Raw genomic sequence first — 17,504 nt, forward strand, 5'->3', positions numbered from 1 at the left:
TTATCACTCCGCTTTTATCACGTAGTTTTCAAATAACCTATAAATAAGATATTCTAGCTCTTGCCGCGGTACATTTTTACCTGCAGTATTAATCATTCTTTCTAAATTTGTATACACTGTTGTAGATTTAACCGATAAATCGACCTTATTTATCATTTTTCTACTATTATTTAATTGAACAGTAACCATATTCTCTTTACCTTGCAGAAGTTCTTCTTTCGTAGAAGTTATTTGCTTGAAATCGTGCTTTAATTGTGCAACAAACAAGTCGTAGGTTGTATCTGACCATTCCGTTATTTTAACACCTATATAACCCTCAGCAAATTGGTCTATCCACGATTCTTCATTTGAACTGTTAAGTAATGAGGACATGTTTATAATCAACTTACTACTGCTAATTGCGCCCTTTTTATTTTGCTCTTCGATCCAAATCTTCAAACCCTCATAGTCTAGGACTCCAATTGTTTCTATAACCTTATCAATTAACTCTTTTTTTAGGAGCGATACAAAACCTTCACCATATTTCTTAATAGACAACATTTTATTAAAATCATTATGAAATAAATTATAAATTTGAGCAATCGATTGCTGTGGATCAATCTCTGATCTTTTAATATAGTCTCTAAATTGTCTAAACTCTTCATCTATATGTTCCGAAGTTTGAATAAATCTTGGTAATGACCTTAACCATTTCAACAAAGTTCCACATATATATATCAGCCTTGAATGATTAACAAGACGTGTCTCCAAGGATTCCTGGAAATACATATCGATCTTATTAAAAAAATCAATATAATCCTGATTAATATTTTCATAAACATAGTGATAATTTTCAGGTCCTGCCTCAACAATAATATCAAAAAGTTTGGCTCCATTAATTCCTGGCACGAACATTTCATTTCGATACAACATAATGTCGCTCCATCTATCCCTAAGTAGGGCGACAATAAGAATGGGAATCAATGGTTTTCGAATGCCGAATGGCGGTAAAATAAATAAGTCTATTAACTCTTTCAAACTACCTCTTTGATTCATTTCCAATATTTCAATCAACCTAACCCTAAGTGTGTAGAAAGCTTCGTTTCTTATATTTGAGAAATCAAGTTTATTTATATTTTGATCAAAACCCTCATTATTTTTAAAGATTGATGCATATAGTGCGTACTCCGGTCCATTCCCAGTAATTCCAAATTGTTCTCTTAAGGGCTCTGTTAAAATTTTATCAATAAGCAATATTGCTGCATTTCTTTGCGCACCGGAGATAGTACTTCTATTAAACGAATCATTTAATATAACTGGCGTTTTTTCATACAGTTTATAGCATTTTTCAGACAATATGTCTGTCAATTCTAATTCTGAATTAATTGAAATTCTTTGGCCTTCAAGATACCAAAAATGAGTTCCATTAAAAGAAGCTATTTCAGATAAATATTTTGAAATCCTATACTTAGTCTCATTAATTAGTATCTCTAATTCTTCCTTAATCCCCTTATCTTCAGCAAGCAACGACTTATTTCGTTTAAGCAAATCCAAACCCATATAATTGTAGTTTTCAGACCTAATTTTTTCGAATGATTCTGAATGCAGAAAATACATTTTTCTATCAGACTGTTTACTTAATTCTGCTAAGAAAGGGTCTAACGAGTCTCGAGTTGCTGTATCTTCCGGTAAAACATAGTAGATTAAAAGATCAGAGAATTGATCATCCTCCCTCACCCCACTTTTAAGTATTTCCTGACCAAACACAAGCCTAACAGCTGCAAATCTCGTCATTCCCTTGTCGTCATTGTATCGTTCCGGAAAATAAAATCTCTTAAATAAATTATTTTGTAAAACCTCTATTTCCTTTGATTGGTTCACTTTAAGCAATTGTTTTTCTAGCTCTAGTTTCTCAAGTAAATCAACTGAGTTTCCTGCAAACAATTCCCAGAAATCATTCACTCGATTAAATCTAACAACTTTATTTTCACTTAATATAGATAAGATCTCTGAAAGCACATCTTTATTAATCTGTGTCGCAAATTGCAAAAAGTTAGTTGTTAACTTTTGCTCACTTTGTACCGCACACAAATTCCAAAGAGTTATGATCTTAACTATATTCACTGCTAATTGTTTATTAAAGATATCCTCTGGCAGCCGTGCCATTGCTTTTTTATATAAGAGAATATGTTCAGTAACTTCACCATTACCAATATCATTAGAATCAGAAAAGAAGAAATCAAATAGTTGATGCGCCAAATAATACTCATTAGTTTTGTTGATGTGATTTATCAAACCGCCTGTTTCTTGACTCTCTAAAAAAGTAAATAATGTTCTTTCGTTTTGTCCGAATACCCTAGTTAAACTCGGTAGTAGAAATATTGAAACAGGATGGAGTGGAAACATCCCACGTATTACCAACTCATCACGTTCTGCTTGATTAATACTTGGAAAGAGAGGATATTTCCTCATTAAACCTTGTGTCTGCGTAAATTCAGTAATTAAAATCTTTGGTTTATGTTCAATATTTTCTGTCATTATTATCTCGGAAATTCTAAGAAACGTCGCTTGATCACTTTTCACAAGATAATGATTAAAGCGCTTTTCAATACGTTGAAATTCTTTAGCAAGGTCATCATTTGATGTATTAAAATAATGACGTAAACTCTTATGTGTAATCAATAAAAAATGTATGGAGTTAGTTCTGTTTGCAAGTTCTGATAGGTCTTGAATATCTTGCATCGCTTCGTTTAGTTTAGAGGTGCTTAAACCTTGCAAAAATCTCCCAAATTCATCATATACGATAAAGATTCCTAGATTATTTTGTTGCAAGAGACTAGATATATACTCCATTTGAGATAAAAAACTATGGTCATAATCGATGTCAAACGAAGCACCCGCAGTAAGAAGCGGATACATTTCCGAAAAATATCTTATCTCGGTTTGATTTTGTTTTTTTATTTCGCCAACCCACGCGGTTCTATCTTTTCCATCTTTTTCTAACTGAGAAACAAACTTTTTAAATGTTTCAGGAAAGCTAGTTTCCCATAATTTTATTGATTCAAGAACTTTTGTTGCTAGCCCGGGCAACACAATATCGACACCTTTATCATTGAGCTTTTTTAATATATTAGACAATATAGAATGCCTAAATCTTCCCTCATTACCGCTTAGCAAAATTGGAAAATACGAAATAGATAGATTGCTGGCATCTTTAATATTAGTAGCAATATCATCGTCAACTTGTTCAAACTTCTTAGCTAAGTTAGAAATCTCATTGTTGTCTATTAACTTCGACATAACACTTCCAATTACATTTGCCAATAATGATTTTCCGGTACCATACGGTCCAATAATAATATGTGAGCGATTGGCATTTGTTTTAGTAAATCCTTCAATAATCCCCTTCATAGCCTCAGCATGAGAAGGAGTAGGAATATACCGCTTTACAAACTCGACATTTCCAATATCAAATTTAATATTCACACTCGACTTAAACGCCATCTCTAGTCAATCATCCTTTCAAAAACTCACTCTTCAACAGTTCTAATGGGGGAATTTTAGGTACTTTAATATAATCTAAGTTATTAGTTCTAACATATTCTACTGGGAAATGCTCATGATTGGTAAGAACATTTAAAACTTCAATGACTTTATTTCGAGACAGATTATAAGTTTTACCCCAGAGATAATCACCATTCAGAATTTCATCAACACTTATGAGATCCACATCATTTGATATTTGGTAACTGAGCAATGTGTAATATAGTGGGATAATCCCTATCTTATCAATCTCAGGAACTAGTTTTTTTATTGTGTCGAATCCTTCTCCCGAATGCTCACTTTTTATTAGTGACAATTTAAAAAAAGGGCAAAAGATCACGTCTTCAGGATCGTTTTCATCAGGTGTCTTAGTATAAAATTGAATCAAGCAATCAATATCCCGCTTTAATGACTTTTCCGAGATCCCTTTTGGTTCATTTTGGCTCACCCAAGTGATAAAAGAATTTAACAACTCAGGTTTACTTACCGCGGTTTCTTTATATTTGTTAAAGTACCAGTCAAAAACAGTCGACTGATCACTGATATTTCTAATTAAATTGTAGTGAAGGATGGCTAATGTTTCATTTCTTTGTAGAAGTTTGTCGTTGTCGTACAAGATCCTACCTAATTCGGATAAATAATGCCCTCGTTGACCTTCTTCTACTTTTTCCTCGAGAACATTGAAAGCAAAAAGCCAATACTTCAAGGACTCAACCATGTTCTTACCCAATCCAATTGTTTCAAAAGCGTATTCATTAAAGAAGAATCTATTATCTTGTTCTACAGCCCTCAATCCCTTACTAAACCATTTATCTCTTATATAGAAGCTCTGATGTCTTGCATAAGCCATGAAGTAAGACTTCCCTTCTTGTAACATTTCTACTCCTGGTGAACACTCTCCAGGAACAGTATACATTAAAATAGATCAAATGAACATATCGAAACGAGAACAAATGTTCCTATAAATTTTACACCTCCACTTCCGATACGCTTAAGCGTACCGTTTATAGCGAAATTATATGATACGCTTTTACGTAAGTCAATGATCTTAGGAGAAATGATATGAAAAAGAAAATTATAATTAAATTATCAGAACTCATTGAAAAAAAAGGGATTTCTCTAAGAGAACTATCTCGATTATCTGATGTCAGGCATGCTGCACTAAGTGAATTATCTAATCAAAAAAGAGAAAACATCAATTTTTCTCACATTGAAAAGATAGCTGAAGCACTGGAAATTAGCGACATAAGAGAAATAGTAGATCTTATAGATGTAAAAGATTAGAAAACAAACATAAATGCCCTTCACAAATATCATATATATATATATTAATTATTTAGTTTATTCTTAAATTTCACACCACCTCCAATCATGGTTTAATATAGTCACCTAGGCAATCCAGCATATTAACTTTGAAATACTTACGTCCACTAGCATTACTTTCATTCTCTTTCACAACTGCTATAGAAGCTCTGTCTAATACTTCTCATAGAAAAAGAGGAGCCTTCGCCCCTCTTAATTATTTCATGATACGTCGCGGGGTTCACTTCCCCTTCCTCACCAACCCCACCACACACTCAACATGCACCGTATGCGGAAACATATCCACCGGCGTCACTTCCACCGTCCGATACCCGCCATCCTCCAGCACCCTCAAATCCCTCGCCAACGTCGAAGGATTACACGACACATAAACCACACGCTCCGGCTTCATCCGAATGATCGTATCCAGCAGCGCTGCGTCGCAGCCCTTCCGCGGCGGATCGACCACAATAACATCCGCAGCAATCCCTTCCTCGCGCCAGCGAGGAATCACTACCTCCGATAATCCCGCCTCAAACTCCGCATTGGCAATCCCGTTCAGCTCCGCGTTCCGCTTCGCATCCTCAATCGCCTCCGGCACAACCTCCACGCCATACACACGTCCCGCCTTCCGCGCCAGGAACAGCGAAATCGTCCCGATGCCGCAATAGGCATCGATGACCGTCTCCGCTCCCGTCAAACCTGCATAGTCCACGGCTTTCCTATAAAGTGCAACCGTCTGCGACGGATTCACCTGATAGAACGAGCGCGCGGAGATCGCGAAGCGAATGCCGTCGAGCTCATCATAAATAACATCACTGCCCCACAGCGTTCGCGTTTCATCGCCGAAAATAACGTTCGTATCGCGTGTATTCACATTTTGCACGATGCTGTTGACGTCTGGCATCGCGGCGCGAATACCCGCGATCCACTCAGACTTGTTCGGGATATGGCTACCGTTAGTAACGAGAACAACCATAAGCTCGCCGGTAACGAAGCCGGTCCGGACGACGACGTGGCGCAGCAGGCCGCGGCCGGATTCTTCGTCGTAGGCGGTGATGCCGAGGTCGGTGCCGATGCGTTTGATCTGGCGTACGACTTCGTCGTTGCGCTCATGCTGGATGAGGCAGGCGTCCATGTCGATGATGCGGTGGCTGCCTTGGGCGTAAAATCCGCCGATCAAGCCGCCCGCGGCGCCGTCTTCGATATCCGCAAGCGCCATGCCGATGGGCACCTGCGCTTTGTTGCGGTAACGCCATGGCTCGTCCATGCCGATGGTCGGGTGGACGATGATATCGCCGTCGACGTTGAGCTTGCCAATGCGCGTCAGGTTGTCGACGACATGCTGGCGTTTCCAGCGCAGCTGCGCTTCGTAGCTCATATGCTGCAGCTGGCAGCCGCCGCATTGCTTATAAATCGTACAAGGCGCGTTCACGCGATCCGGGCTCGTCTGCAAAAGCTTCATGAGCTTGGCGTAGCCGTATTGCTTCTTCACCTTCAATACCTTGACGAGCACCTGCTCGCCTGGAAGCGCACCATGGACGAACAGCGTAAAGTTGTTCGCACGGCCGACGCCTTCGCCGTCATGCGTGAGCCCGACAATGTCGATGGTGTATTCTTCGTTTTTGTTCACGGGCGCGTTCACCGCTGCCGCCGCTGTCGCCGATCCCGCTCCGCCGGATGCCGTCCGGTACCGGCTATTTCTTTTGCCGCCGCTTGCCTGTCCGCCCGGCCCTCTCTTGCCCGTCGCCTGCGACGGCTTGCCCTTATTGTTCATGCTTGTTCAACGCTCCGCTCAGTTCCATAATGGTTGTGGTTATTCATACAAAAACCGCCGTCCTTCGCGGCCGTGTTCGACACGGGCGCAGCAGCAGGACAGCGATCCTTGATCACATTGCTATTCATTCCGCCTCAGCGGCAAGGTTATAGATCACTTCAACACTAACGATACGAGGATACGCCCGATTCATCGACAAAAATATTCAAATGCGATGGCAGCAGCGAGAATTGGCATGGCAGCGTGCCGCCGTACTCGCCGTCGAGGTTCAATTGGACATAATCTGGCGTCGATACGACGAGATGATCGGTCCGAAGCTGCACGACATGCGGGTCATTCATATGCTCGCCGCGAAGCGCCATCGTCGCTACACGGATAAATTCCGGCAGGTTGCATTTGCGCAAAATCACAACGTCAAACATGCCATCATCCAGCTGCGCATCTGGCGCAAGCTTCTCGAAGCCTGCGACGGAATTGCTGTTGCAGATGAGGAAGAGCATGATCTCTTCATGGATTTCCTCATGGCCGCGCGCTTGAATGCGCATTTCGGTCGGGCGAAGCCGAGTCATTTTTTCCAAACCCTTCATATAATAGGCGAGTTGGCCGATCATCGTCTTGAGCTTGCTCGGCACTTCGTACGTCAGCTCGGTCATCGAGCCGCCGCCCGCGATATTAATGAAGTAACGCTTATTCGCTACGCCAACGTCGATTGGGCGCGTGTAGCCTTCGATAATGAGGTCGCACGCATATTCCCAGTTCCGTGGAATGCCGAGCGCCCGTGCGAAGTCGTTAGTCGTTCCGAGCGGCAAAATGCCAAGCGGCGGCCGATTCGGCTTTTCCGCCAGGCCATTAATAACCTCATACAACGTGCCATCTCCGCCCGCCGCAATAATGAGATCGTAGCCGCGCTCTACCGCTTCGGCCGCTGCGATGGTTGCATCGCCTTCGCCAGACGTCGCATGGCAGCTCGTCTCAATGCCACCGCGTTCGAGCCGCTGGAGCAAATCCGGCAGACGCCGTTTGATTTCTTCCCGACCGGAGGTCGGATTGTAGATTAACCGTGCCCGTTTAACCGGTGTTAGTGACACCTCTTACACCTCCAACCCGTGCAGCCACTGCAGCGACTGCCGGACCATCCAGCGTGCGACCGCTGATGATGGCAGAAGCGCCCTGCCGTTATACCGATAGTTTTGCCCAGCTAGCCGTGACGGGATTACATGATTCGTAAAATATCCATTGCTCAAAAATAGCGGCGCTACGAGCACCGCTTGTTCAGGCTGTTCCGCATGCATGCGCCGCAGCGTAGTGCCCGCTTCATCTGGAAGCAGCATCGCTGTCTCTGCTCCCGCTAACCCGCCGAGCACGCGAACGCGCTCCGCCAGCTTGCGCATGCCGGATTGATAACGCTCATAGAAGCCATCTTCCCTGCTGCCATGCGTAATGAGCAGCAACGCTTCATGCGCCGGATCGCTCGACAGCTCGCGGATATTGTCCCAGATCCGCTCCGCAATCTCCGCATCGTCGTCGATCGGATCGCCGAACGTGACGCGAATTCCATCAGGAACGTGGAAGGGCTCCATCTCCCCTTCACGTTCATTGACGGGAGGGAACCCGAACGATTGCGCAATATCGTCGACATGCGTGCTGCCGGAGGAAATAAACAGCGGAAGCACGAAAAGGTCGGTTACGCCTGCGGCGGCCAACCGATCAATGCCGTCTTGAATGAGCCGTCCTTCGACGATCTCCAGAAACGACGATTCGAACCCGATCTCGGGGGCGAGGCCATTCGAGCCAGCTTCAGCCTTCTTGAGGCTGTTAGCCGCTTCGCGGCTTGTGAGCTCGGCCGCTTCCGCGACCGACTCATCAACAAGCTGCACCCACTCCGCTTCGCGCGATCCATGGCTAATGACGAGAATACCGAGCCTCTTCACGTTAGCGCCCCAGGCGCTCCAGCGCCATTTTGTACCCATCGTTCCCGTAGTTCAGGCACCGCTTCACACGCGAGATCGTCGCCGTGCTTGCCCCTGTCTCCGCTTCGATCTGATTGTACGTCGAGCCTTTGCCGAGCATCCGTGCGACTTCAAGGCGCTGGGACAGCGACTGGATTTCGTTTACCGTGCACAGGTCATCAAAAAATATATAACATTCCTCAACCGACTTCAGCGTCAATACCGCCTCGAACAGTTGGTCTATCGCTTTATCGTTCAGCTTCTTAAGCTGCATGCTACGTCACCCCTATAAGGTATGAGAACTCATCTATCCAATTGTAAAGCGTTCGTACCGCATAATCAAGCATTGCAGCATTCACGCTTTAATGAATGGAAGAGTCTGTCAGGTGCGATCCGGGACAAAAAACCATTTTAAAAACCGGGCATCCGTCCAATCCTTATGTTCGCCTAAGCCATACACTGTATGAGCAATAGTCTAATGAAGAAGGTTGTGATCCCTGTGAATGTGCGCAATGGCCCAACAGGCGGCTATCCGCAGCATCCGCATATGAGGCAAAATCAGCCTTTCCCCGGCATAAGCGATCCTTTTGCATTCGGGGGTGGCTTTCCAGGCGTAGGCGGCGGCGCACCCATCAGTCCAGCTCCTAACAATACCAATGCCACGGTGGGCAATAAAAGCGTCAGCCTTCCCGCAGTGGCAAAAGCAACCGCGCCCGTGAAAGTAGAAGATGCCATCGCTGAAATCGTGGGGGAAGAGTCGGCAAAATCGAAGGCTGGCGGATTTTCGCTCGAGAAGCTCGGCGAGCTCAAAGGCGTCGTGGATCGGCTCGGCGGCATCGACGGCATTTTGAACTCGATGACCAAGATGCAGAAGATCGTTGCGAACGTCCAATCGATGGCTCCGCTCGTTAAGGTGCTGATGGGTTCGTTCAAAAAGGACGCGAAAGCGTCCAAATCCGGCGGCGACGATGACGACGATGATATGCCGGTTAGGCCACGCCGCCGCAAGCGGCGCAAGCCCGGCGCAGGCGCCAAAGGCACGACGCCGCGCAGGCGCCCGCGCAAGCGGACGCGGTAGGCGGGTACACAGCAAAGGGGTTGCCACAAGCCACATTGGCGTTGGGCAACCCCATTTATAGTTAGCTAGTCCACATACCGCTCACAGCTGTGTTGTCTGCCACATGATGTGTTTCCGCAAACGGCTGTTTTCTTAGCTTTCTACCCCACTCGCAACTTACCTCGCCACCAGCGTCACTTCGCCCGCATTCACAGCCCATGTGCCGACTGGCGTTACGCTGTACGTTACTCCAGCCTTCAACTCGCCGCCGTTCATCACGTCGAAGATGCCGACCGCGCCTTTGCGCGTCTGGACGCGGTATTGCGCCGTCAAAGCCGAGCCGTCAGAGCCCTTGAGCATGACGGAGCGGAATGCGAACAGCTCGTCCGCTGGATCTTGCGACAGCGTGACAGTCAGCGTCTTCGCATCTGTCTGCTGTGCCGATGCGATGGTGAGCGGTGCGATGTCCTTCGCCACGAACGATGCGTTCGCCACTTGGAACCAGTTCGCCGTTACCGTGTACTTCACCCCAGCTTCCAGCTTCGTGCCAGCCGGGAGGCGGAATTTCGGCTCCTGCTTGCCGTCGGTCGATTGCGTGTAGCCGACATACGATACGTTGATCGGCTGGCCGCCCTCAGGAGTCAGCACAGCTGTCCGGTTGCGCAGCGACGAAATGATTAGGAGCGGCTTGCCCTGATACTTGTTGCCTTCCTCCAGCACCAACGCATCTGCGCCGCGGCCGCCTGCATAAGCCGAGATTACATAACCATAGTCGACGACGCCCTCGCTCAGCAATGCTTCTACCTCGAATGTGTCATTCGTGACTTGGCTTGCCGAGTTGAACCGGATCAGCTCACCGTTGCCTTTGAACGAAACAGCCTGCTCGCCCTTGTACGTCAGCGTGTACGATTTGCTTTCTTCCAGCTTCGTGACCGGCACGATGTACGAGTTCACCGATCCTGTTTTTAGCCGCGGCTGATTGACGATCGTGACGCCGCCATCGAACTTGAACGTCTCTGCCGACTTCTCAATTGTTTCATCAGCAAGCGTCATTGGCCCGCTCATCGTCACTTCCAGCGCGATGCCGTCAAGCGCTTTGACCGATACGATTTTCGCATCCGCCGAACGAACCGATTGCTCCACCGTCACCAGCAATCTTGCCGTTTCGCCGCGCGTCGCATTCCCATTGCCATCCGCTACGCCTGACAGCCAGTGGCGAACGGACAGTGTGTCCCGCTCCAACCCTTTAGCCACCATTGCAGCAAGCTCCGGCTCCGTCACTGGCTTGTTCGGCTGGAACTTCGCTGCTGCCGATGCATCAAACAAGCCGTGTGCAATTGCCGCATTCACGTACGAAACGTACCATTTGCCCTGATGCTCCGCGCCAAGCGCGTCTTGACGGCCTTCCGTCAAATCCAGTGCAAGCACCAGTAGCTTAGCTGCCTCCGCTTGCGTCAATGGTTGGTTCGGGCGCATCGTTCCGTTCTCATAGCCCTGCAATACGCCTTGCGAAGCGAGCTGCTTCATTGCTTGCTCTACCGCCGGATCAACCTTAACTATTGCCAATGCAAAATTCGCTTTCGTCGCCGACACGGCTACCGTCTCGCTTGCTGCCGATGCATATCCTGGCACGATTGCCGCCGCACCAAGTGCTGCCGCCAGCGTCCATACTGCTATTTTACGTGGTTCACGTTTCATCATAATTAGTGGCCTCCTGACCTTCTATCCGAGAGTTTGTGGTGCCTGTCTCTACTATAGGGGGGAGGTTTAAACAATACGAAACGAAGAGATTAACATTTTATAAACTGGCGCAAAACTTTATGAAAACCAAAGGGAATGGTTGAGCTTCGCAAAGACAACACACACACAGCCATGAGATAGTGCTGCTTGTCTGCAAAAGTATTTATTACATCCGAACTATTTATTAGAACTAAAGAAAATGATAAGTTGAAGTTGTTCTATTACTGAAAACCCGACATTGGAGGTGGGCATCATTCAAAGAAAGTGGCCCCTCATCCTACTGTTATTCTTCGTTATTGCAATTTCAGGATGCGGAAATAATATTTTGGACGGCAAAGAGATCGTTAACATTGAACTTGAATGTGCCGACCTTTGTAAGAAACTGAAGACACCACCGTTTTCAACAAAGATTTTGAACCATGAGAACATTGAAGAACTAAAGACATTTGAACAAGCCATTAAAAAAACAAAAAAAATGAAAGGCAAACTAGACTACGGTGTTATGTTCTTTATGTACCTTACATACGAAGATAACACACAAAAGAAATATACATTAAACGTTGAGGACGAGGATGGCCGTACCGCTCTACTCGTCGATACATCGGCTAGCGGACAAGGTTATATAATCCCAGAGGAGCAGACGAATGAAATAAGAAAGATTATTTATAGTAAATAAGTGCGCATACAGTTTTCAGTTAGATAGAAACACTAATTCCTATCTAACTGAAAACTGTAATTTGGACAGTCCAAGTATCTCTTTAAATAAAACACTCCCGCCCCCCACATTCAAACCGTAAACCGGTACCCCGCGCCCCACACCGTCTCGATAAACTGCGGATTCGACGGCACGGCCTCGATCTTCTCGCGCACGCGGCGAATATGGACCGCTACGGTTGCGATATCGCCCGCCGAGTCGAAGCCCCATAGCCGCTCGAACAGCTCTGTTTTGCTAAACACCCGGTTCGGATGCGCCGCCATGAAGACGAGTACATCAAACTCGCGGGCCGTCAGCACAACTTCGTCGCCGTGCACGTAGACGCGCCGCGATGCTTTATCGATCGTCAGCTCACGGATATGAAGCTGCTCCGGCTCAGCCGTGCGGCTTGCAAACCGCTCATAGCGGGACAGATGCGCCTTCGCTCTGGCGATCAGCTCATTGGGGCTGAATGGCTTCGTTACAAAATCATCCGCACCCAGCCCGAAGCCGCGAATCTTATCAATCTCCTCATCGCGCGCGGATACGATCAGAATCGGCACGTCCAGCTGCGCCCGAATGTTGCGGCACACCTCCAGGCCATCGGCCCCCGGTAGGTTCAGGTCAAGAATGATTAAATCATAACCGCCGGCCAGCGCCTTCGCCATCCCTTCCTCGCCATCATGCGCCAGCTCCGCCGTAAAGCCATGCAGCTCAAAATAATCCCGCTCCAGCTCCGCAATCGGTATTTCATCCTCAATGATCAATATCCGTTTCATGTGCTATCACCCGTCTCCCGTTGTCCTTGCTTGCCCGTCGCCGCAGGAACGGCATCCTGCCCTGCCAATCTACTGCTTGCTACCGTTCCACTATCCGCCCTGCGCAACCGAATCCGCATCGTCGTCCCCGCGCCAATCCGGCTCTCCGCTTCAATCATGCCGCCATGCCCTTCTATGATCTGCTTCGCAATAGCAAGCCCCAGCCCACTGCCGCCTGTTCGGGAGTTGCGGGAAGCTTCCGCCCGATAGAAGCGCTCGAATATATGCGGCAGCGCCTCGTCCGCAATGCCCGCCCCATTGTCCGTCACCTCAACGACGAGCGTATCCCCATCCTCTTCCCGCAAGCGGAACATGATCCTTCGATCTGGCTTGTCCATGAACTTCACGCTATTCTGAATGAGGTTGCCTAGCACACGGCGCAGCTTCTGACGATCCGCCATCACGTCAGCATGCGTCAACCGCGCCCCCTCCAGCGTAACGGCAATGCCCTGCTCCTCCAGCTCAAACCCGCTCTCCTCAACTGCATCCTCGACGAATGCCGCAAGGTCGATCCGCTCGAACGAATATGGCTCGCGCCGCAAGTCCAGCTTGGAATACAGCAGCAGCTCATCAACGAGCCGACCCATGTCCGTCACCTTCGCATGGATTGTTCCGACATACTTGTCCAGCTTCTCCGGCGAATCGGCGAGCCCGTCGCGGATGCCTTCGACATAGCCTTTGATCGTCGTAATCGGCGTTTTCAAATCATGCGAGATATTCGAAATAAGCTGCTTGCGATTATCCTCATATTGCAGCTGCAATTGAATGGATTCGTTCAGCTTCTGGCGCATCTGCTCGAACGTTAAGCTAAGCTGGCCAATCTCATCGCGCGACTGCGGCTCCAGCTTAAACTGCAAGTCGCCCTCCTTGATCTGCTCCGCCGACCGCCTCAGCACATCAAGCGGGCGAATGATTGTTTTCGTCACATTTCGGTACAATAGCAGCCCTGTCAGCAGCATGACCGCCAGCAGCACGAGCACGAGGATCGGCAGCAACGTCCGAACAAGCTCTGGAAAAGGGCTCCGCTCCCGCAGCACATAGATGCTTCCTTCTTGCCTGTCCTGGAACGGAAAATCAAACTTTGCATACGAGAAGAAGCGGTTGCCCACATTCAGCGTACTGCGAATTGCGTTGTTCGCTGCGTCGTACTGGGGCAAATAATCGCCCATCGCCGATTCTCCGAGCGAAGGCGACGTATATAGCACCTTCCCGTCATGCCGGACGACGAGGCCGGCTTTGACCATTTTGAGCATGCGGTCGTATTCTGCCAGAAGCTTCTCATCCGCCAGGCTGTCGGGGTCCTGCTTGGCCAAATATTTGAGATCAAGAAAAATCGTCTCTTCCTCATCCGTAAGGGGATGCAAGGAATAATGAATGCTATAGAAGCTGCTAATGCTGCGCATATCGCCTGTAATCGCTACCGAAATCAGGTAGGATGTCGTCATAAACAAAATAATGGCCACCGCCAGCACAGCCGTAAAGGACAGCAGCAAGCGTAATCGGATAGACATGTTGTCGTTCCCCTCCCTTCCATGAGGGTTAGTATACCGCACCTGTGCCCATGTGCAAATGGCAGCCCGTTGCACCGCTCCGCCTCACTTCTCACGCTTTTTCAATAAAAATTCCAGTTTCTTGAACTTTTCTGCTGCGTATCACGTCTAGTTAGCTGTCGGCTTTGTGAAGGGAGCATTTTACGCCTATGGGAACAAGAATACGTTTTGCGCTCTGGATCATCCTTGCTATCTTGATGTCATCATTCTCTGTATATGCGGACAATGACAAGCAATCAGCAGCATTGCCCGAAGGGGCCCTTGTCGCCTCTGAGCAAGCGCTTGCTGACTATCAGGACCTAATTGCACAACAGTATCAGACCTACAGCTTTAATAGCGCAGAGGAAGTAAGGAGCACCCGGTTAGGCAGAGGGTTTCAAGTCTGGGGCATCGACAAGAAGAAGCTGTCATCCCCTGCAGCCAACAAAATTATGGACATCGTATCCCCCACCAATCAATGGGCGTTCCTCGTTGAGCTGAACGGCTCCCCCAAAACTTGGATCACCCTCACATTGAAGGATGGGAAGTATGAGTTTGCAGGCGGCGGAGGGGATGCCTCGTTGTTCACAGCCGCTTATGCGACGATTACAGCAGCCTCTGAAACAGCCGTTACGTTGATTCAAATTCATGATAAGAACTTCTTAGTCGGGGAAGAACCATCGACGGGAGAGGAGCTTGTACAGCCTCTAGAGCAGCATACGGTTATAGGCGATGATTTCGTGCAAAAGCTAAAAGCTCAAAAGTTATATAACGATAAAGGTGAAATGTTATACGGTTCAGCAGCCTAGTCGCATGAAGAATGTGATCGGGCTTTTTTTATAGGCGTATCTTTCTTGACCGAATTACCGAAAATAGGTAAGATGCAACTACACATTCATACCAATCATCTAGGGAGTGTAGACCGATGACATGGAACACGGAACTTACGTTGCTGCTGCTTCCGGTCAATATCTTATTAGCGGGCGTACTCGTATTCATGGAACGGCGCAACGTCGCGGCCACTTGGTCGTGGCTCATGGTGCTGCTATTCGTTCCGGTAGTCGGCTTCGTGTTATATATGATATTGGGGCAAAATATGCGCCGGAGAAAGCTGTACAAGTGGGACAAACGCGATCATGCCTACTTAAAGTCGATGATCGCCGAGCAGAGCCAGAAGCTGGAGGAAGGCTGGCCGGATGATAAAGAAGGAATGATCATGCCGTATCGCAAGCTGATCGACATGAATTTGAAAACATCCCGTTCCCTCCTCACCCTGCGCAACGAGGTTGACTTTTATACGGAAGGCCTGAAGAAGTTCGAGCAGCTGTTGGCTGATATCGCGGCAGCGACCCAGCATATCCATATGCAATATTACATCTTCAATAATGATGGCTGGGGACGCAAGGTGCGTGACGCGCTGACAGCCAAAGCCCGCGAGGGCGTACAGGTGCGTCTATTGTACGACGATATCGGTTCGAGAAAGCTCAATGACCGGTTTTTCACCGAATTCGATGCCGCAGGCGGACAACGGGCGATTTTCTTCCCTTCGCGCATTCCGTACTTCAACTTCCGCATCAATTACCGCAACCATCGCAAAATCGTCATCATCGACGGCCTCATCAGCTACACCGGCGGCTTCAACGTCGGCAATGAGTATGTCGGCCTTGACCAACGGTTCGGCCATTGGCGAGATACCCATATGCGGCTGCGGGGCGAAGCGGTTCATTCGCTGCAGCGCATGTTTCTAATGGATTGGGGGCTCGCGACCCATCAATCCGCGCAGCATTTGCCCGAGTTTTTCCCTGATCCCGTCGTATCAGGCGATGGTCAACTGGCGGTGCAGTTCGTCGCTGGCGGGCCTAGCGACCAATGGCGGCATGTCGAGAATGCGCTGCTCCATATGATCCATTCGGCGAAGCGGACGATTTGGCTGCAGACGCCTTATTTGATCCCTGACGAAAGCCTCCTGAACGCCCTGCGGATCGCCTCGCTATCCGGCATCGATGTTCGGGTCATGATCCCGCATATGGCGGATCATATGTTCGTCCATTGGGCATCTCGCTACTACGTAGGAGAGCTGCTTCAAGCCGGGGTTAAGTGCTATCTGTACACCAACGGCTTCCTGCATGCCAAAATGATGGTCGTCGATGGGCGAATCGCCACCGTAGGCACCGCCAACTTCGACATTCGCAGCTTGAAGCTCAACTTCGAGGTTAATGGCATTTTCTACGACTGGGAAACCGCGCAGCGGCTTGAATCGATCTATGAGCAGGATGTGGAAGAGAGCATTCCATTCACGCTGGAGGATTACAATAACCGCTCCGCTTGGAGCAAGTTCAATGAGTCGATTTCGAAGCTGCTGTCGCCGATCTTGTAACGAAAACGCAAATACCGCCAACCCCGGCACGATGGTTCGTCGTACTGCGGTTGGCGGTATTTTGTTTATTGTTCATCCTCGAACCCTTGCCCCATAATTGAAGTTTTATCTAGGCCAACATAAACCGTAATATTGCCAGATGAATCTGTACTTGTATGGTTAAACGTTACGGCGTATGCGTCCTGCCCCTTGTACTTGACGATTTTCACAAAAGAATCCTTCGGGCTTGCCTTAATCCGATCCTGATCTTCCTTCGATAGGCTGTTAAATGCGTTTAATTCAATCGCCGTCTCGCTAGGATGAGACTGAAAGAGGCTGCATCCACCTAACGTGAATGATACGCATATAACAACTAACCACATAGATAATGTCAATGTCCTCATGCTATCCCTCCGTCCCTTACCTATATTAACCCGTTTTAGCTGAATATTATCACATCTTGTTCAGAGCTGCGTTGGTGCGTTCAGCAACCTGCTCATTGCAGTTTATACAATGGAATCAACTTGATTGTGGAAGTGAGGAGGTATCATTGCATATCGTACAATGGGAAAAAGGGGTTTCTATGTTTGGGGCACAGTATGGCTCATTTGAAACATATCTCGTTGCATGAAATGCAGGCCTGTTGATTAACCTAGAAATGGTAAAAAGATCGCACTCTCGGGTAATGGGTAGTACCACCCACTCCACCCCCAAGAGGCGATCTTATGAACAAGTCTACTACGTTTAGCCAGTTAGTTCA

At 47.7% G+C, this 17,504-nt stretch carries 15 protein-coding genes; 5 read left to right on the plus strand and 10 right to left on the minus strand.

Annotated elements, in window-relative coordinates; genetic code table 11:
• Positions 1 to 3: 3 nt before the first annotated feature.
• Both GON22_RS23635 and GON22_RS23640 read right to left on the minus strand, forming a co-directional pair.
• A complete protein-coding gene (locus GON22_RS23635; protein WP_160398558.1) occupies positions 4 to 3,483 on the minus strand; it encodes a hypothetical protein in 3,480 nt (1,159 codons plus the stop codon).
• Positions 3,484 to 3,493: 10 nt separating this feature from the next.
• Positions 3,494 to 4,372 (minus strand): DUF4007 family protein, encoded by an 879-nt coding sequence (locus tag GON22_RS23640; RefSeq protein WP_160398559.1) that lies wholly within the window; start codon positions 4,370 to 4,372, stop codon positions 3,494 to 3,496.
• A 212-nt stretch (positions 4,373 to 4,584) separates the two neighbouring features.
• On the opposite strand from GON22_RS23640, the gene GON22_RS23645 reads away from it, so the two are divergent.
• Positions 4,585 to 4,806, plus strand: coding sequence for a helix-turn-helix domain-containing protein (locus tag GON22_RS23645; protein ID WP_160398560.1), 222 nt, complete (start codon positions 4,585 to 4,587; stop codon positions 4,804 to 4,806).
• Positions 4,807 to 5,065: 259 nt separating this feature from the next.
• Here GON22_RS23645 and rlmD read toward each other — a convergent pair whose 3' ends face one another.
• The 4 genes from rlmD to GON22_RS23665 form a co-directional block, all read right to left on the minus strand.
• Entirely contained in the window at positions 5,066 to 6,601 is a 1,536-nt protein-coding gene (rlmD, locus tag GON22_RS23650; RefSeq protein ID WP_160398561.1) for a 23S rRNA (uracil(1939)-C(5))-methyltransferase RlmD, read from the minus strand.
• A gap of 164 nt (positions 6,602 to 6,765) precedes the next feature.
• On the minus strand, positions 6,766 to 7,689 hold the full coding sequence (locus GON22_RS23655) for a diacylglycerol kinase (RefSeq protein WP_160398562.1): 924 nt from the start codon (positions 7,687 to 7,689) through the stop codon (positions 6,766 to 6,768).
• Positions 7,690 to 7,692: 3 nt separating this feature from the next.
• A complete protein-coding gene (locus GON22_RS23660) occupies positions 7,693 to 8,532 on the minus strand; it encodes a CbiX/SirB N-terminal domain-containing protein (RefSeq protein WP_160398563.1) in 840 nt (279 codons plus the stop codon).
• Position 8,533: 1 nt separating this feature from the next.
• Complete coding sequence (locus GON22_RS23665; protein ID WP_006038628.1) at positions 8,534 to 8,824, minus strand: YerC/YecD family TrpR-related protein; 291 nt, start codon at positions 8,822 to 8,824, stop codon at positions 8,534 to 8,536.
• 204 nt (positions 8,825 to 9,028) lie between these two features.
• Between GON22_RS23665 and GON22_RS23670 the strand changes: the two genes are divergently transcribed.
• Positions 9,029 to 9,628, plus strand: a complete 600-nt coding sequence (locus GON22_RS23670; RefSeq protein WP_160398564.1) for a hypothetical protein — start codon at positions 9,029 to 9,031, stop codon at positions 9,626 to 9,628.
• Between the two features lie 156 nt (positions 9,629 to 9,784).
• Here the strand turns inward: GON22_RS23670 and GON22_RS23675 are convergent, their stop codons facing one another.
• Positions 9,785 to 11,308, minus strand: coding sequence for an S-layer homology domain-containing protein (locus tag GON22_RS23675; protein WP_202113475.1), 1,524 nt, complete (start codon positions 11,306 to 11,308; stop codon positions 9,785 to 9,787).
• A 364-nt stretch (positions 11,309 to 11,672) separates the two neighbouring features.
• Between GON22_RS23675 and GON22_RS23680 the strand changes: the two genes are divergently transcribed.
• Entirely contained in the window at positions 11,673 to 12,023 is a 351-nt protein-coding gene (locus tag GON22_RS23680) for a hypothetical protein (RefSeq protein ID WP_160398565.1), read from the plus strand.
• A gap of 110 nt (positions 12,024 to 12,133) precedes the next feature.
• On the opposite strand, the gene GON22_RS23685 is transcribed toward GON22_RS23680, so the two are convergent.
• Both GON22_RS23685 and GON22_RS23690 read right to left on the minus strand, forming a co-directional pair.
• Positions 12,134 to 12,820 (minus strand): response regulator transcription factor, encoded by a 687-nt coding sequence (locus GON22_RS23685; RefSeq protein WP_160398566.1) that lies wholly within the window; start codon positions 12,818 to 12,820, stop codon positions 12,134 to 12,136.
• Positions 12,817 to 14,370: a sensor histidine kinase gene (locus GON22_RS23690; protein WP_237179325.1), complete on the minus strand. Its 1,554-nt coding sequence runs from the start codon at positions 14,368 to 14,370 to the stop codon at positions 12,817 to 12,819. The genes GON22_RS23685 and GON22_RS23690 overlap by 4 nt, the downstream gene beginning before the upstream one ends.
• A 188-nt stretch (positions 14,371 to 14,558) precedes the next feature.
• Between GON22_RS23690 and GON22_RS23695 the strand changes: the two genes are divergently transcribed.
• Positions 14,559 to 15,197 carry a hypothetical protein gene (locus tag GON22_RS23695; RefSeq protein WP_160398567.1) on the plus strand — a complete coding sequence of 213 codons (639 nt, stop codon included), beginning with the start codon at positions 14,559 to 14,561 and terminating at the stop codon, positions 15,195 to 15,197.
• Positions 15,198 to 15,313: 116 nt separating this feature from the next.
• A complete protein-coding gene (gene cls / locus GON22_RS23700; RefSeq protein ID WP_160398568.1) occupies positions 15,314 to 16,765 on the plus strand; it encodes a cardiolipin synthase in 1,452 nt (483 codons plus the stop codon).
• Positions 16,766 to 16,830: 65 nt separating this feature from the next.
• Here cls and GON22_RS23705 read toward each other — a convergent pair whose 3' ends face one another.
• On the minus strand, positions 16,831 to 17,148 hold the full coding sequence (locus tag GON22_RS23705; RefSeq protein ID WP_160398569.1) for a hypothetical protein: 318 nt from the start codon (positions 17,146 to 17,148) through the stop codon (positions 16,831 to 16,833).
• Positions 17,149 to 17,504 lie beyond the last annotated feature (356 nt).

Origin of the sequence: Paenibacillus sp. MMS18-CY102 (assembly GCF_009789195.1) — a bacterium.
Classification (GTDB): Bacteria; Bacillota; Bacilli; order Paenibacillales; family Paenibacillaceae; genus Paenibacillus_T.

Bases quoted from the DNA above. Each gene is read 5' to 3' on its own strand.
- GON22_RS23670 (WP_160398564.1), top strand. From the start codon at position 9,029: ATGAAGAAGGTTGTGATCCCTGTGAATGTGCGCAATGGCCCAACAGGC.
- GON22_RS23640 (WP_160398559.1), bottom strand. From the start codon at position 4,372: ATGGCTTATGCAAGACATCAGAGCTTCTATATAAGAGATAAATGGTTT.
- GON22_RS23645 (WP_160398560.1), top strand. From the start codon at position 4,585: ATGAAAAAGAAAATTATAATTAAATTATCAGAACTCATTGAAAAAAAA.
- GON22_RS23635 (WP_160398558.1), bottom strand. From the start codon at position 3,483: ATGGCGTTTAAGTCGAGTGTGAATATTAAATTTGATATTGGAAATGTC.
- GON22_RS23690 (WP_237179325.1), bottom strand. From the start codon at position 14,370: ATGTCTATCCGATTACGCTTGCTGCTGTCCTTTACGGCTGTGCTGGCG.
- GON22_RS23705 (WP_160398569.1), bottom strand. From the start codon at position 17,148: ATGAGGACATTGACATTATCTATGTGGTTAGTTGTTATATGCGTATCA.
- GON22_RS23665 (WP_006038628.1), bottom strand. From the start codon at position 8,824: ATGCAGCTTAAGAAGCTGAACGATAAAGCGATAGACCAACTGTTCGAG.
- GON22_RS23675 (WP_202113475.1), bottom strand. From the start codon at position 11,308: ATGATGAAACGTGAACCACGTAAAATAGCAGTATGGACGCTGGCGGCA.
- cls (WP_160398568.1), top strand. From the start codon at position 15,314: ATGACATGGAACACGGAACTTACGTTGCTGCTGCTTCCGGTCAATATC.
- GON22_RS23695 (WP_160398567.1), top strand. From the start codon at position 14,559: ATGGGAACAAGAATACGTTTTGCGCTCTGGATCATCCTTGCTATCTTG.
- rlmD (WP_160398561.1), bottom strand. From the start codon at position 6,601: ATGAACAATAAGGGCAAGCCGTCGCAGGCGACGGGCAAGAGAGGGCCG.
- GON22_RS23685 (WP_160398566.1), bottom strand. From the start codon at position 12,820: ATGAAACGGATATTGATCATTGAGGATGAAATACCGATTGCGGAGCTG.